This window comes from Comamonas sp. (genome assembly GCF_036666375.1).
GTDB lineage: Bacteria > Pseudomonadota > Gammaproteobacteria > Burkholderiales > Burkholderiaceae_C > Comamonas.
The window spans coordinates 51,700-66,501 of record NZ_JAVWWA010000002.1 but is presented as its reverse complement, the minus strand read 5'-3'; the positions used below and the strand labels follow the sequence as shown (position 1 = coordinate 66,501).

Below are 14,802 nucleotides of genomic sequence, written 5' to 3'. Positions count from 1 at the left end.
TGCGGGCTTCCCCTTTTTGAGCCTTTCTTGCGCATGCAAACTTCCGTCCATTTTTCCGCTCCCAAGCAAACATTCGCCCTGCGCGCCATCGCCCTGGCCACGTTGTTGACCGTGGCCGCCTGCGGTGGCAGCGACGACGAGACAGCCGCATACGTGATTCCCGCAGCGCCCGCAGGCCTGGGCACCGAAACGGTCAACGTTGCGCCGCCGGCGGCAACGAGCATGCCTGCATCGCGCACCGATGTGCCCAAGTACCGCGAAGATGCCACCGTCTACAACTCGGGCAGGCATGACGCGACGGCCAATGGCAACAACGCCTGCTATGCCGACCACACAACGAACAGCACCCTGCGCATCCTGTCGGGCTTTCTCGATATTTTCGAGCCTTCCGAACGGAAAATGAACGGCTTCAAGGCCGCGGACTACGCCGGTATCTTCGCCGACGGTGCGACCACGCCGAACACCAGCACGGCCGGCGTACCGGGCTGCGACCTGTTTGGCCTGACCACCTGGAACGGTGTATGGCATGTGCTCACCACGGACAACACCAGCGGCGCGCCCGGCCAGGCGCCTGCCGCGGGCACCACGGGAACCATCAAGAACAAGGAACTGTTCCTGCAGAACATGGAGTACTCCTCCAAGCTGACGACGAAAACCGAGTACACCAGCGCCGAGCGCGAGTCCATCGCGCTGGACGACACCGGCAACAAGGTGACGCGCACGGTCAAGGGCGGTGCGCTGGGACCACTGGGCCAGGCCTGGGACGATCTGGCGAAGAATCCGAGCTCGGGATGGGGCGACACGAATCCCCAGACCAACCCCGAGTTCGGCGCCGTGCTGCAGTTCGTCGACAACGCCACCGTAGGCAACATCGCCTCGGACAATGGCCCCAAGGGCTTCTACAAGTTTGCCCGCCCCTATCGCTGGTCAGCAGCCGACAGCAGCCTGCCCACGGTCAAGGTCCTGCCCGAACTGCTGGCGCGCCGCGCCGCGGGCGACAACGCGGCAGCGGCACAGACCCGCGCGCAGCAGGACTCCGACTTCCCCAGCGGCCACACCGCCGAGTTCGTGCGCTACTCGATGGCCATTGCCTACATGACTCCACAGCGCTTCCAGGAAGCCGTGGCGCGCGGCCTGGAAGCAGGTGAGAACCGCATCCGCGCCGGAATGCACTCGGCGCTGGGCGTCATGGGTGGCCGCATGCTGGGCTCGTCGGTCTGGATGCCCCTGATGAAGGGCGCAGGCGATCGCGGCCTGGCCTACACCGAAGCCCAGCGTCTGGCGGTATTCCAGCAGGCACAGGCGCAATTGCGCGCAAAAGTAGGCGTGAACAGCGGCACGGAACTGTGGAATGCAGCCCACTCGGCCAACGCCAGCGAAGACCGTTTTGCGGATTTCGCGACATCCAGGGCCGAGTACCTGCGCCGCCTGACTTTCGGCTTCGCCAAGGACAGCACCAAGGCCGGCAAGCCGGCCGTGGTGCCCAAGGGAATGGAAACGCTGCTGGAAACCCGCTTCCCGTATCTGAGCGCAGACCAGCGACGCGCCGTGCTCAAGACCACGGCCATCGATTCGGGCTATCCCGTGCTGGACGACGAGGAAGGCTTCGGCCGCCTGAACCTTTTCGACGCGGCCAGCGGCTACGGCAAGTTCGAGGCCGACGTTGCCGTCACAATGAATCAGAGCACAGAAGGATTCTGCGTCTCTGGCTTCTGCTCCTTCGACCGCTGGCGCAATGACATCGGCGGCGCCGGCAAGCTGACCAAGCGCGGCACCGGAACGCTGGCCCTGACGGGCGCCAACACCTACAGCGGCGGCACCATTGTTTCCGGCGGCACTTTGCGCGCGGATTCCGCGACGGCGATGGGCGCTGGCGCGGTATACGTCGATGGCGGCACGCTGGCCACCCACGGCATCCAGGTGCATGTGGCCGGCAGCTACACGCAAAAGTCCGGCGCGCTGAACCTGGCACTGTCCAGCAGCACCGCCGGCACACTGGTGGTCGCCGACCATGCAGCGCTGGCAGGCGCACTCAACGTGACTTTCGCCAACGGCTATGCGCCCAAGGCGGGCGACCAGATCGTGGTGCTGACCGCCAAGGGCGTGCACAACAGGTTCTCATCGGTGGCCGTGAGCGGTTTTGCCAAGTCCACCGTGACCTATAGCGGCAACAGCGTGACGATTACGCTGGCCGGCTGATCCAACGCCAAAATCAAAGGCCTGCGCGGAAACTCCGTGCAGGCCTTTTTTACAGAAAATGAAGCGCAAAGAAAAAAGCCCAAGTGACTTGTCACTTGGGCTTTTTCATTTTGGCGGAGAGGGTGGGATTCGAACCCACGGTACCTTGCGGTACGCCTGATTTCGAGTCAGGTACATTCGACCACTCTGCCACCTCTCCTGTGTGTCGAAGCATCTATTGTAGCACTGTTTTTCAGGGCTGAATCAAAGTTTTTCCGCCCATGTATGGCTGCAGCACTTCGGGCACGCTGACCGAGCCGTCGGCGTTCTGGTAGTTTTCCAGAACCGCCACCAGGCAGCGGCCCACGGCCAGGCCCGAACCGTTCAAGGTGTGCAGCAGTTCGTTCTTGCCCTGGGCGTTCTTGAAACGCGCCTGCAGGCGGCGCGACTGGAAGGCTTCGCAGTTCGAGATCGAGCTGATTTCGCGGAAGTTGTCCTGGCCGGGCAGCCAGACTTCGAGGTCATAGGTCTTGGCCGCGCCAAAGCCCATGTCGCCCGTGCACAGGCTCATCACGCGGTACGGCAGGCCCAGCTTCTGCAGCACGGCTTCGGCATGGCCCGTCATTTCCTCGAGCGCCTCGTAGCTCTTGTCGGGATGCACGATCTGCACCATCTCGACCTTGTCGAACTGGTGCTGGCGGATCATGCCGCGCGTGTCGCGGCCGTAGCTGCCGGCTTCCGAGCGAAAGCACGGGCTGTGGGCCGTGAGCTTGATCGGCAGATCGGCTTCGGCCACGACCTGGTCGCGCACGAAGTTGGTCAGCGGCACTTCGGCCGTGGGAATCAGGTAGAGCGCCGCATGGTCGGGAACGGGCTCGCCGTCCTGGCCGCCCTTCTTGGCCGCAAACAGATCGCCTTCGAACTTGGGCAGCTGGCCCGTGCCCTTGAGCGAGTCGGCGTTGACGGCGTAAGGCACATAGCATTCGGTGTAGCCATGCTCTTCGGTCTGCAGGTCGATCATGAACTGCGCCAGCGCGCGGTGCAGGCGCGCGATCGGGCCCTTCATCACGGTGAAGCGCGAACCCGAGAGCTTGACGCCCATGTCGAAGTCCAGGCCCAGCGGCGTGCCGACGTCGACATGGTCCTTGGCTGCGAATTCGAAGGCCTTGGGCGTGCCCCAGCGGCGCACCTCGACATTGCCCGACTCGTCGCTGCCCACGGGCACGCTTTCGTGCGGCATGTTGGGCACGGCCAGCAGCATGGTCTGCAGCTCGCCCTGGATCTGCTCCAGGCGCGTGGACGAGGTTTCAAATTCGGTCTTGATGGCCGCGACCTGGGCCTTGGCGGCTTCGGCGCCTTCCTTGTCGCCCTTGCCCATCAGCATGCCGACCTGCTTGGACAGCTGGTTGCGCTGGGCTTGCAGTTCCTCGGTGCGCGTCTGCAGGCGCTTGCGCTCGGACTCGAGAGACTGGAACGCCTCCACGTTCAGGAAAGCCTGGGGCTTTTTACGGGTTTCCAGCCGCGCGATGGCGGTGTCGAGGTCTTTGCGAAGGAGGAGGATGTCTAGCATAGACGGCAATTCTAGTGGCCCGCGCACAAGACCACAGAATTGGCGGCAGAGACTGATGCGCGCCAGGTGTCTACCAGCGCCAGGCCATGTCAAGATCGCAACCGCCCGCCTTCCACTCAACCACGGCATATCCCACCATGTTTTATGTTCTAGGCCCCGACGGGCCGATCTACCGCGGCGGCCCCGACCAGTTGGCCCAGGTCGCTCCCGTACGCCGCGTGCAGCGCCCGCAGGCGCTGCGCACGCGCAGCGCCGATGTCGAGTTTTCCGCCGATGCGGCAGTCGAGCCCGAGACCACGCCCGCGCTGCCGCGCGCGGCGCAGGAAGCCGTCGATGCCTATGCGGCGACGGAAAAAGGCCCGCAAGTCGAGCGCCAGCCGCTGGAATGCGTGCGCGATGTGATGACCCGGGGGGCGCTCACCGTGGCCGCCGACATGCGCGTCAACGATGCCTGGCAGATCCTGGCCGAACACCGCGTCGCGCAGGCGCCCGTGCTCAATGCCCAGGGCCGCGTCGTGGGTCTGCTGCTGCGCGCCGACATGGCGCCGCTGGACCTGCTGCCCACGCCCGGATCGGTGCAGGAAGCGATCGACCTGGCCAAGCGCCCGGTGCATGCGGTGATGATCAGCCCCGTGCCCGCGGTCGCGGCCGACACCGCGCTGCGCCGGCTCGCCAGCGTGCTGCTCGACACCGGACTGCCGGGCCTGCCGGTGACCGACGAGCTCGGCCATCTGGCGGGCTTTGTCTCGCGCACCGACATCCTGCGCGCGGTCGCGGCCGATCCGCCGCTCGATCTGTGGAGCTGAAGCCGGGCGCAAGCGCCCGGACGCGGCTTCAGTGGCCGGGGCCCAGTTCGGGCGCCTTGCGCACTTCGATCTCCAGGCCCGTGGCCGCGTCGATCTTCAGGCCCTTGGGCAGCGGGAACTTCACGGTTTCCTCTATGCCGTTCATGCTGCGCACCGAGGTCGCGCCCAGTGCCTTGATGCGGTCTATGACTTCGCGCACCAGCACTTCGGGCGCCGACGCGCCGGCCGTGAGGCCTACGCGCGCCACCCCATGGAACCAGGCCGGCTGCAGCTCCTGGGCGTTGTCGACCATATAGGCACGCGTGCCCAGGCGCGCCGCGAGTTCGCGCAGCCGGTTGCTGTTGGAGCTCGTGGGGCTGCCGACGACGATCACCACGTCGACCTGCGGGCTCAGCACCTTGACCGCGTCCTGGCGGTTCTGCGTGGCGTAGCAGATGTCCTGCTGCTTGGGAACGCGCACCTGCGGAAAGCGTTCGCGCACCGCGGCCATGATGGCGGCCGCATCGTCGACGCTGAGCGTGGTCTGCGTGACCACAGCCAGCAGTTCGGTCTGCGCGGGCTGGACCTTGGCGACGTCCTCGACCTCCTCGACCAGGTGGATGCCGTGGTCGAGCTGGCCCATCGTGCCTTCGACTTCGGGATGGCCCTTGTGGCCGATCATGATGAACTCGTAGCCTTCCTTGGCGAGCTTGGCGACTTCGACATGCACCTTGCTGACCAGCGGGCAGGTCGCATCGAAAATCTGGAAGCCCCGGCGTTTTGCTTCCTGCTGCACCGCCTGGCTCACGCCATGCGCGGAAAACACCAGCGTTGCGCCCGGCGGCACATCGTCAAGCTCCTCGATGAAGATCGCGCCCCGGGTCTTGAGGTCGTTGACCACGAACGTGTTGTGCACGATTTCATGGCGCACGTAGATGGGCGCGCCGAACTTGGCGATGGCCCGCTCGACGATCTCTATCGCCCGGTCGACGCCGGCACAGAAGCCGCGCGGCTCGGCAAGAACGATTTCCTGGGGCTTGTCCATGGCTCAGAGCACCCCGATGATCTGCACCTCGAAGGTGACGGGCTGGCCGGCCAGGGGATGGTTGAAGTCGAACAGCACCGCGCCGTCCTCGCGCACGCGCACCACGGCGCCCGCGTAGCTGCCCAGGCCGTCGGGCGTGGGGAACTGCACCACGTCGCCCGCGGTGTACTTCTCATAGGGGTCGCCGAGCTCGTTCATGAGCTTGCGCGCCACCCACTGCTGCATGTCTGCGTTGCGCTCGCCAAAGGCTTCGCCCGCGGGCAGCTCGAACGTCGTGCGCTGGCCCTCTTCGAGGCCGATCAGGCGCTGCTCGACCGCAGGCGACAGCTCGCCCGCGCCCAGCGACAGCGTCGCGGGCTTTTCGCCGAAAGTGTTGATCACATCGCCTGCCGGGCCGGCCAGGCGGTAGTGCAGGGTCAGAAACGATCCGGCCTGCACCGTGGGTACGGCAGTCTGCGAAGCCAAAGTGGGTTGTGCGCTAGATGTCATGAGAGTCCCGATAAACTGGGGTCTATTGTAGAAACCCGGCCATGCCCCCACGCAGCGGCTTGCAGATGCCCCTTGGCAGCGCTGCCGCCCTCCTCCCGGCGACATGGCCAGGCAGGAGTTGCGCCATGCCCCTCAAAGACCTGCCGCGCGCTGCCCGGCCGCGCGAAAAGCTGCTGGCCCGCGGCCCCGGTGCGCTGGCCGACGCCGAACTGCTGGCCATCGTGCTGCGCACCGGAATCAAAGGCAAAGGCGTGCTGCAGCTGGCGCAGGAACTGCTGGAGGCGCCGGACACCGACCCCGCGACCGGCAAGGCACGCGGCGGCTTCGGCGGCATTGCCGGCCTGCTGCAGGCGCCGCCCCAGGATCTGGCGCGCGTCAAGGGCCTGGGCCCGGCCAAGCGCGCCCAACTGCTGGCCGTGCTCGAGCTAGCGCGGCGCGCGCTGGCCCAGCGCCTTCGCGCGCGCACGGTGTTCGACAGCCCGCAGGCCGTGACCCAATACCTGCAGCTGCACCTCGCGCCCAAGCCGCATGAGGTCTTTGCCGTGCTGTTCCTGGACCAGCAGCACCGGCTGATCGCAATGGAGGAAATGTTCCGCGGCACGCTGGCGCAAACCAGCGTCTATCCCCGGGAAGTCGTGCTGCACGCGCTGCAGCACCAGGCCGCGGCCGTGGTGCTGGCGCACAACCACCCCAGCGGCGGCGTACAGGCCAGTCCCGCCGATGTCGCGCTCACCGAGATACTGCGTGGCGCGCTGGCACTGATTGACGTGCGCGTGCTGGACCACATCATCGTCGCGCCCGGGGCGGGCATGTCGATGGCGCAGCAGGGCTTGCTGTGACGGCTTGAGGACAAAAACAGCGTGGTTTCCAGGGTATGCGCAGGACCTGGGCCGGAGCTTGGCCATATTCGGATAAAAACGCCCCATGCGCGTGAAATCCCTCCAAGACCTGAAACCGGTCCGCAAAGCCCTGGCGGCTGCGGCGCGGCAGGCCGCGCTCATTGCCGAGGAGCAGCGGCGCATCGCGCTGCGCCCGGCCACCGACCGCGCGCTGTTCCTGCAGGCGATAGGCGGCGTGCGGCCGCTGCGCCACACGGGCAACCGGCTGCCGCCTCTCCCCGGCAACGTGCTGCCCGTGCCTCAGCAGCGGCTGCTCGACGAGCAGGCCGTGCTGCGCGAAGCCATCAGTGACGAGTTCGATGTCAGCACGCTGCTGCTGACCGACGACCAGTTGAGCTATCTGCGCCCCGGCATGGGCCACGATGTCGCGCACCGGTTGCGCGCGGGCCACTGGAGCGTCCAGCGCCAGCTCGACCTGCACGGCCTGCGCACCGACGAGGCGCGCGAAGCCCTGGGCGAATTCATACGCCATGCCCAGCGCGACGGCGCGCGCTGCGTGCGCGTGGTGCATGGCAAGGGGCTGGGATCACCGGGACGCATGCCCGTGCTCAAGGGCCGGGTGCACAGCTGGCTGGTGCAAAAGCAGGAGGTGCTGGCGTTCGTGCAGGCGCGGCCCAATGACGGCGGCGCGGGCGCGTTGATCGTGCTGCTGCAACCCCACATTCCGCGCCACGGCGGCAGGTAGGGCAAGGCTTCAGCGCGTCACGCGCTGCAGCGGCATGGGCGACATGGTGCGCCCATAGATGCGGCGCACCCGGTCGGCGAGCGCGGGATGGGTCGCGAGGCGCTCGGCCCAGCGGCTGCTGTTTTCCACATCGACCAGCAGCATGTGCTGCACCGCGTGGTGGTCGAGCGCGTACTGGCCGCGGCGCGCATCGTAGCTGCCGTCCTGGCGCTGGCCCATGACCTTGCGCAGCACACCGCCCAGGCCGTCCTTGCTGCGCGTCCACTGCACGGCGCGCGCATCGGCGAGGTACTCACGCTGGCGCGAGACCGCGGCCTTGAGCCAGCGTCCCGCGAGCCAGCCCGCAAAACCCGCGGCCTTGATCACCGAGCCGAACCACCACATCGCACCGCCGCGCTCGCACATGCTTTCGCCCAGCTGGTAGACCAGCTCCAGGCCGTAGACCATGCCGGCGAGCTGCATCTTGAGCCGCGTATCGCCTTCATGCAGATGGCTCAGTTCATGCGCGACCATGCCCTGCAGTTCCTCGCGGCTCAGATGGTCCAGCGCGCCCTGGGTCACGGCGATGATCGCGTCCTCCTCGTCCCAGCCGGCGGCAAACGCATTGATTGCATCGGTGCGCGCCAGCACCATGGCCTGGGGAGGTGTCATGTGCGCGGCAATGCACAGCTCCTGCACCACGTTGGCGAAGGTCTGCTCCGCGAGGCTGCGGTCGGGCCGCACTTCACGCGCACCAATGCGTTCGGCCAGGCGCAGCCCGCCGGCGCGCAACTGGTCGGTTTCCACCCACCAGCCGCCCAGCACGAACAGCAGCGTCATGCCGATGTTGACGGCCGCGAAGCCCGCAGGGAAAGGCAGGTTGCCGCCCAGCATCCAGGACAGCGCGAGCCAGGCGAGCACCAGTCCGCTGTGCACTGCGGCCACCAGCAGCGCCACGGCCAGCGCAAAGGCCAGCAGCAGGCGTGCGGTGGCGCTGCGCGCCTGCTCCTGATGGCGCCAGAATTTCATGCCAGCTCCAAGGTGCGCAGATCAGAACCGTAGTTGGGGCACGGCACGCTCGGCGTCGCTGGTGGTCGACTCCAGCATCGCGGCCGCGCCAAAACCCAGCGCGCGCGCCAGCAGCACGTCGGGAAACTGGCTCGCATGGTTGTTGAATTCCAGCACCTGGTCGTTGTAGGCCTGGCGCGCAAAGCCTATGCGGTTCTCGGTGCTGGTGATTTCCTCGCTCAGGCGCAGCATGTGGGCGTCGGCCTTGAGTTCGGGATAGGCTTCACTGAGCATCATCAGCCGGCCCAGCTGCGCGCCCAGCGCCGCTTCGGCCTGCGACAGCAGGCCTATGGCCGCCGCGTCCGCGGGCCTGGCGCGCGCCTGGTCGGCGGCGCTGCTGGCCGCGCCGCGCGCGCGGATCACGGCTTCGAGCGTGCTGGCCTCATGCGCCATGTAGCCGCGCGCCACTTCGACCAGATTGGGCACCAGATCGTGGCGGCGCTTGAGCTGCACATCGATCTGCCCGAACGCATTGGCAATGCGGTTGCGCGCCACCACCAGGCGGTTGTAGGCCATGACGGCCCAGGCCGCCACGGCCAGAACCACCACCAGAAATATCCAGCCGATCACGCCCATAAATGCTCCTGCACGGTTTGTATCCAACGGTTAGTGACCCCGATGGTAGCGGCTGCGCGCCAGCAATCAAGCGCGACGGGAGCGGCTCAACCGCCCTGATTTCTCATCCAGTCGGCCGTGCCCATGAAACTCTGGGCCAGGCGCTGGCGCAGCGTCTCGGGAACGCCGGTCTCCAGCATGGCCTGGTCCATGCACGCCACCCACTGGTCGCGCTCGCGCACGCCGATCTTGAACGGCATGTGGCGCATCTTCAGGCGTGGATGGCCGAAGCGGCTCTGGTAATGGTCGGGGCCGCCCATCCAGCCGCAGAGAAACCAGAACAGCTTCTGGCGCGCGCCATCGAGCTCCGAGCCATGGGCTGCGCGCAGCTCGGTGTAGGCCGGTTCGAGATCCATGAGGTCATAGAAGCGGTCGACCATGCGCTGGATGGCGGGCTCGCCGCCAATCCATTCGAAGGGCGTGTCAAAAGGCGGTTTTTCTTCAATCTGCATGGGGTTCAAGCGCTGGCAGGCAGCGCGCCGGAAACATGAAACATGCGCCATTGTCCCGCAGCTTGCCATGGCCCTGCGGGCGCGCGCCCAGCCCGGCAACAGCGCATGGCAAGCGCCACCACCCATCTGCAATTTGAATCAATCGATTCGAACAATCGATTTCACAGATCAAACCCAGATTTCTATATTGGCTGCGAGGGTGCGCCCTCGGCACAGCCAGTACATCAACAAAGCAAGGAGACAAGCGTGCGTATATTCCAGATTTCCAGCGTGGCGCTGGGCATTGCGGCCCTCGCGGGCTGCGGCGGGTCGTCGAATGATGAAGGCAACTCCGCAGCTCCCAAGCTCACCATGCTGGTGACATCGACCCAGGACTTCCCGGGCAGCTACGGCGACGTGGGCGCCTATGAGAAAGTCAGCGGCACGCTGTCCGGCGAACTCGATCCGCGCAATCCGAAGAATGCGGCCATCCAGGATCTGTCGCTGGCGCCCGTCAATAGCCGCGGCATGGTCGAGTACGCGACCGACTTCGTGCTGCTCAAGCCCAAGAACATGGCCAAGGCCAGCGGCATACTGCGCTACGACGCGCCCAACCGCGGCAACATCCTCACCATGCCCAACCCCAGCGCAGCGCCCGGCGACGCGGTCTATCTGGAGCGCGGCTATGTGATGCTCTACGCGGCATGGCAGGGCGATGTGCCCAAGACAACGCCTGAACGCCTCACGGCGCAGGTGCCGGTCGCGAGAAACCCCGACGGCAGCAGCATCACGGGCGCCTACCGCACCGAGCTGGTCCCGTCGGCTTCGACCTCGACCATGGCCCTGCCCGGCGGCGTGTTCAACGGCTCGATGATTCCCTACGCACCGGCCAGCCTGGACAACAGCCGGCCCGGCTATTCGCTCACGCGGCGCATCAACGAAACCGATGCGCGCCTGCCCATCGCCGCGGCCGACTGGAAATTCGCCAGCTGCAGCGACGCCACACCCTTCCCCGGAACGCCCGACGCGACCAAGATCTGCCTCAAGCAAGGCTTCGATCCTCTGTATCTCTATGAACTGGTCTACGAGGCCAAGGACCCCAAGGTCATGGGCGTGGGCCTGGCGGCGCTGCGCGACGCGGTGGGCTTCTTCCGCAAGGCCGAGAAAGATTCGGCCGGCAACGCCAATCCGCTGGCCGGGCGCATCGCCCACACGATTGGCCAGGGAACGTCCCAGTCGGGCAATGCGATGAAGACCTTCCTGCACCTGGGCTTCAACCAGGCGCTCGACGGCACGCGCGTGTTTGACGGCATGTTTGCCCATGTCGCCGCGCGCCAGACCAATGTCAACACGCGTTTCGCCGTTCCCGGCGGCGGCGGCGGACTGCGCACCGACCACACGGCCTTCGGCCAGACCGCGCCGCGCGGGCTCGACAGGAATTACGCGGACGGCATCAGCGGGCGCGACGGCGGCGTGATGCGCCGCTGCAGCGCGAGCGACACCTGCCCCAAGTTCTTCCTGGGACTCTCAGGCACGGAATTCTGGCAGTTGCAGGGCTCGCCCGCGCTGACCAACACCCAGGGCACGCAGGATCTGGTGCAGCCCGAGAATGCGCGCATCTACTACTACGCCAGCACCCAGCATGGCGGCGCGGGCGGCGAAGCCAGCATCAGCTACGCGCCCGGCCGCAGCGTCTACCCTTCGGGCACGGTGGTGCATTTCAACGACACCTTCCGCGCGCTGTTCATTGCGCTTGAAGACTGGGTGACCACGGGCAGGCAGCCGCCCGCGAGCCAGGTGCCCAAGGTGGCCGATGGCAGCCTGGTGCGGCCCGAGCAGGTGAAATTTCCGGTGATGCAAGGCCTGCAATGGAAGGTCGGCAGCCAACTGACCGATATTCCGGCGTTCAACTATCTAGCGCGCTACAACGACTTCGAACTGCTGGACTTCGGCCCGCAGTTCCGCCCCGAGGATGAGGCCGGCATCGCCAGCATCTTCCCGCCGCGCCAGACCGGCAAGCACTATCCGATCATGGTGCCCCAGGTCGATGCGGGCACGGGCCTGACGCAGGCCGGCATACGCTCGGTCGAAGCCCAGGCGCCGCTGGGAACCAGCATCGAGTTCAACTACGTGGCCAGCGACAAGGTGGTCGACCTGGCGAATCTCGCGGGCAGCTACATTCCGTTCCACAAGACCCAGGCCGCGCGCCTGGCCGCGGGAGACACGCGGCCCTCGCTGCAGGAGCTCTACGGTTCGCAGCAAGGCTATGTGCAGGCGGTGCAGGCGGCCGCCGACCGTCTGGTGGCGCAGCGCCTGCTGCTGGCGCGCGACGCGCAAGCCATTGTGCAAAAGGCCCAAACCAGCGCGATCTTCGACTGAGGCGCCGGCGCCAGGCGCGGGCCTGCGGCTACTCCGCGGCCTGGCGCAGCGTGGTCATCACGGGGCGGCGCAGCACTTCGCGCAGCCCCCACCAGCCGGCCAGCCAGGCGAGCACGGCACCGGCCAGCGCACCGCCCAGCGGCACCCAGGGCGAGGCGCGCCAGGCGAAGTCAAACACATAGCGCGCCAGCGCCCAGCCCACGGCCATGGCGACGCAGCTGGCGAGAAAGCCCGCGAGCAGGCCCACGCCCGCCAGCTCGGCGCGCTGCACCTGGCGCAGCAGGCTGGCGCGCGCGCCGACGGCGCGCATGATCGCGTACTCGCGTGCCCGCTCCTCGCGCGTTGCCGTGACGGCCGCGAACAGCACCACCAGGCCCGCGGCCAGCGTGAAGATGAACAGGAACTCGACCGCGCGAATCACCTGGTCGAGCACCTGCTGCACCTGGGCCAGCGTGCTCGCCATGTCGACGTTGGTGATGTTGGGAAACTGGCGCACCAGCGCGTTGTCGAAGCCCGGCGTCTGCGGCGCGCGGTAGGCGGCCAGATAGGTCACGGCCACGTCGGGCAACTGCTCGACCGGATACATGGCAAAGAAGTTGGCGCGCATCGAGCCCCAGTCGACCTTGCGCAGGCTGGTGATGCGGGCCTCGTTCTGCACGCCGCCGATATCGAAGGTCAGACGGTCGCCGAGCTTGAGGCCCAGCGTCTCGGCCAGGCCTTCTTCCAGGCTGATCGCGCCTTTCTCCTCCGGCGTCCAGCGGCCCGCGACCACGGGGTTGTGCTCGGGCGCCTGCGCGGCCGTCGACAGATTGAACTCGCGGTCCACCAGGCGCTTGGCGCGGTCCTCGGTGTAGTCGTCGGGGTGGACCTCGCGGCCGTTGACCTGCACCAGCCGGCCGCGGATCATCGGATACCAGTCATAGCGCGCCACGCCCTGGTCCTTGAGCACTTTCTGGAAGTCCCGGGCCTGGTCGGGCATGATGTTGATGACGAAGCGGTTGGGGGCGTCGGGCGGCGAGGCCGCGCGCCAGCTGCCTATCAGGTCGGTGCGCAGCAGCACCAGCAGCACCAGCGCCAGCAGCCCCACGGCCAGGCTGCTGACCTGCAGCACGGCGTACACGGGACGTGCCGATATCTGCCGCGTCGCCAGCACCAGCCAGCGCGGCGCGGTCGATTCATTGACCAGGCGCCGCAGCATCTTCACGGCCAGCCAGGCCAGGCCGGCAAACAGCAGCACCGCGCCGCCGAAGCCGCCGACCGCGATCAGCCCCAGCTTCACATCGCGGCTCACGGCCAGCAGCAGCGCCGCGAAGCCGGTCACGCCCAGGCCCAGCACCAGCCACGAGGCCGGCTTGATCGCGCCCAGGTCGCGGCGCATGACGCGCAGCGGCGGCACCTGGGCCAGCTGCAGCACGGGCGGCAGGCCGAAGGTGAACAGCAGCGTCATGCCCATTCCCAGGCCGAACACCACAGGCCACAGGCTGGGCGCGGGCAGCGCGGCATCGACCAGGCCTGCCAGCAGCTGCACGAACACATGGTGCACGCCGTAGCCTATGGCCACGCCCAGCGCGCTGGAGAACAGGCCCACGAGCGCGAACTCAAAGGTGTAGGCGCCCGCGATGCGGCGCTGGCTCTGGCCCAGAACGCGCAGCATGGCCGAGGCATCGAGGTGGTCGTTGGCAAAGCCGCGCGCGGCCAGCGCCACGGCCACGGCCGACAGCAGCGCGGCCAGCAGCGCCACGAGGCTGAGGAATTTCTCGGCGCGCGCCAGCGTCTGGCGCATTTCGGGGCGGCCGCTGTCGAGCGACTCGACACGCATGCCATGCGCTTCGCGCGCCACCACGGCCGCGTCGGCCCAGGTCTGGAATTGCCGCACCGCGGCGGCGTCGCCGGCCACGGCCAGGCGGTACGTCAATCGGCTTGCCGGCTGCACCAGGCCCGTGGCGACCAGATCGGCCGCATTGAGCATCACGCGCGGCGCAAAGCTCATGAAGCCCGAGCCGCGGTCGGGTTCGAGCACCACGATGCGCGCGATGCGCAGCGAGGCATCGCCCAGCAGCAGCGCGTCGCCCATGCGCAGATTCAATGATTCGAGCAGCGGCGCATCGACCCAGACTTCGCCGGGCGCGGGAATATCACGCGTGGTCTGGCCCGCCTCGCCGGGAGCGTTGGCGATGCGCAGCGATCCGCGCAGCGGATAGCCCGCGGGAACGCTCTTGAGCGCCACCAGGCGGCTGGCGCCGCCCTGGGCATCGGACGCGCGGCCCATGGTCGGAAAGCTGGCCGTGACCAGGCTCTGCAGGCCCAGCTGCTGCGCGCGTTCGGCGAACTGCGCGGGCGGCGGGTTGTCGCTGACCACCACCACATCGCCGCCCAGCAGCTGGCGCGCATCGCGCTCCAGCCCGCCCTGCAGCCGGTCGGCAAAGAAGCCCACGGCGGTCAGCGCCGCCACGGCCAGCGTCACGGCGACGATCAGCAGGCGCAGCTCGCCCGCGCGCACATCGCGCCACAACGTGCGCCACCCCAAAGCCCAAGCAGAAGATCCGTTCATGGACGCAACAATAGCGGATCGCGGCGCGCGGCAATAGGTGAAAGACCGCATGGGATTGCGCGGCTGCCTGGCCATGGGCGTCCAGATGCGTTTGCGGGCGCCCTCTGCGTGCGCCGAAGCAGCATCGC

At 67.3% G+C, this 14,802-nt stretch carries 12 protein-coding genes and 1 tRNA gene; 5 read left to right on the top strand and 8 right to left on the bottom strand.

Annotation, left to right across the window (positions count from 1 at the left end; all coding sequences use genetic code 11):
• Window positions 1–33 precede the first annotated feature (33 nt).
• The gene (locus RR928_RS00835; protein ID WP_332681214.1) at window positions 34–2,199 is read left to right on the top strand and encodes an autotransporter-associated beta strand repeat-containing protein; all 2,166 of its coding nucleotides are present in this window, start codon (window positions 34–36) and stop codon (window positions 2,197–2,199) included.
• Window positions 2,200–2,310: 111 nt separating this feature from the next.
• Here the strand turns inward: RR928_RS00835 and RR928_RS00830 are convergent.
• Both RR928_RS00830 and serS read right to left on the bottom strand, forming a co-directional pair.
• Window positions 2,311–2,398 (bottom strand) — tRNA-Ser (locus RR928_RS00830).
• A 33-nt stretch (window positions 2,399–2,431) separates the two neighbouring features.
• Entirely contained in the window at window positions 2,432–3,748 is a 1,317-nt protein-coding gene (gene serS / locus RR928_RS00825) for a serine--tRNA ligase (RefSeq protein WP_332547742.1), read from the bottom strand.
• 137 nt (window positions 3,749–3,885) lie between these two features.
• On the opposite strand from serS, the gene RR928_RS00820 reads away from it, so the two are divergent.
• Window positions 3,886–4,554: a CBS domain-containing protein gene (locus tag RR928_RS00820; RefSeq protein WP_332536270.1), complete on the top strand. Its 669-nt coding sequence runs from the start codon at window positions 3,886–3,888 to the stop codon at window positions 4,552–4,554.
• Window positions 4,555–4,582: 28 nt separating this feature from the next.
• Here the strand turns inward: RR928_RS00820 and ispH are convergent, their stop codons facing one another.
• Together ispH and RR928_RS00810 are read right to left on the bottom strand one after the other, a co-directional pair.
• Complete coding sequence (gene ispH / locus RR928_RS00815; protein ID WP_332536269.1) at window positions 4,583–5,578, bottom strand: 4-hydroxy-3-methylbut-2-enyl diphosphate reductase; 996 nt, start codon at window positions 5,576–5,578, stop codon at window positions 4,583–4,585.
• Window positions 5,579–5,581: 3 nt separating this feature from the next.
• The gene (locus RR928_RS00810) at window positions 5,582–6,067 is read right to left on the bottom strand and encodes an FKBP-type peptidyl-prolyl cis-trans isomerase (RefSeq protein WP_332536267.1); all 486 of its coding nucleotides are present in this window, start codon (window positions 6,065–6,067) and stop codon (window positions 5,582–5,584) included.
• Between the two features lie 125 nt (window positions 6,068–6,192).
• Between RR928_RS00810 and radC the strand changes: the two genes are divergently transcribed.
• The gene (gene radC, locus RR928_RS00805; RefSeq protein ID WP_332536265.1) at window positions 6,193–6,906 is read left to right on the top strand and encodes a RadC family protein; all 714 of its coding nucleotides are present in this window, start codon (window positions 6,193–6,195) and stop codon (window positions 6,904–6,906) included.
• An 85-nt stretch (window positions 6,907–6,991) separates the two neighbouring features.
• Window positions 6,992–7,651 (top strand): Smr/MutS family protein, encoded by a 660-nt coding sequence (locus RR928_RS00800; protein WP_332536263.1) that lies wholly within the window; start codon window positions 6,992–6,994, stop codon window positions 7,649–7,651.
• Window positions 7,652–7,660: 9 nt separating this feature from the next.
• Here RR928_RS00800 and RR928_RS00795 read toward each other — a convergent pair whose 3' ends face one another.
• The 3 genes from RR928_RS00795 to RR928_RS00785 all read right to left on the bottom strand — a co-directional run bounded on the left by RR928_RS00795 (window position 7,661) and on the right by RR928_RS00785 (window position 9,765).
• Complete coding sequence (locus RR928_RS00795; RefSeq protein ID WP_332547740.1) at window positions 7,661–8,659, bottom strand: M48 family metalloprotease; 999 nt, start codon at window positions 8,657–8,659, stop codon at window positions 7,661–7,663.
• A 21-nt stretch (window positions 8,660–8,680) separates the two neighbouring features.
• On the bottom strand, window positions 8,681–9,274 hold the full coding sequence (locus tag RR928_RS00790) for a LemA family protein (RefSeq protein ID WP_332681213.1): 594 nt from the start codon (window positions 9,272–9,274) through the stop codon (window positions 8,681–8,683).
• 86 nt (window positions 9,275–9,360) lie between these two features.
• Window positions 9,361–9,765 carry a group II truncated hemoglobin gene (locus RR928_RS00785; protein ID WP_332536260.1) on the bottom strand — a complete coding sequence of 135 codons (405 nt, stop codon included), beginning with the start codon at window positions 9,763–9,765 and terminating at the stop codon, window positions 9,361–9,363.
• Between the two features lie 246 nt (window positions 9,766–10,011).
• Here RR928_RS00785 and RR928_RS00780 point away from each other — a divergent pair, with 246 nt between their 5' ends.
• Window positions 10,012–12,123, top strand: coding sequence for an alpha/beta hydrolase domain-containing protein (locus RR928_RS00780; protein WP_442881464.1), 2,112 nt, complete (start codon window positions 10,012–10,014; stop codon window positions 12,121–12,123).
• Between the two features lie 28 nt (window positions 12,124–12,151).
• Here RR928_RS00780 and RR928_RS00775 read toward each other — a convergent pair whose 3' ends face one another.
• A complete protein-coding gene (locus RR928_RS00775) occupies window positions 12,152–14,674 on the bottom strand; it encodes an ABC transporter permease (RefSeq protein WP_332536258.1) in 2,523 nt (840 codons plus the stop codon).
• Window positions 14,675–14,802 lie beyond the last annotated feature (128 nt).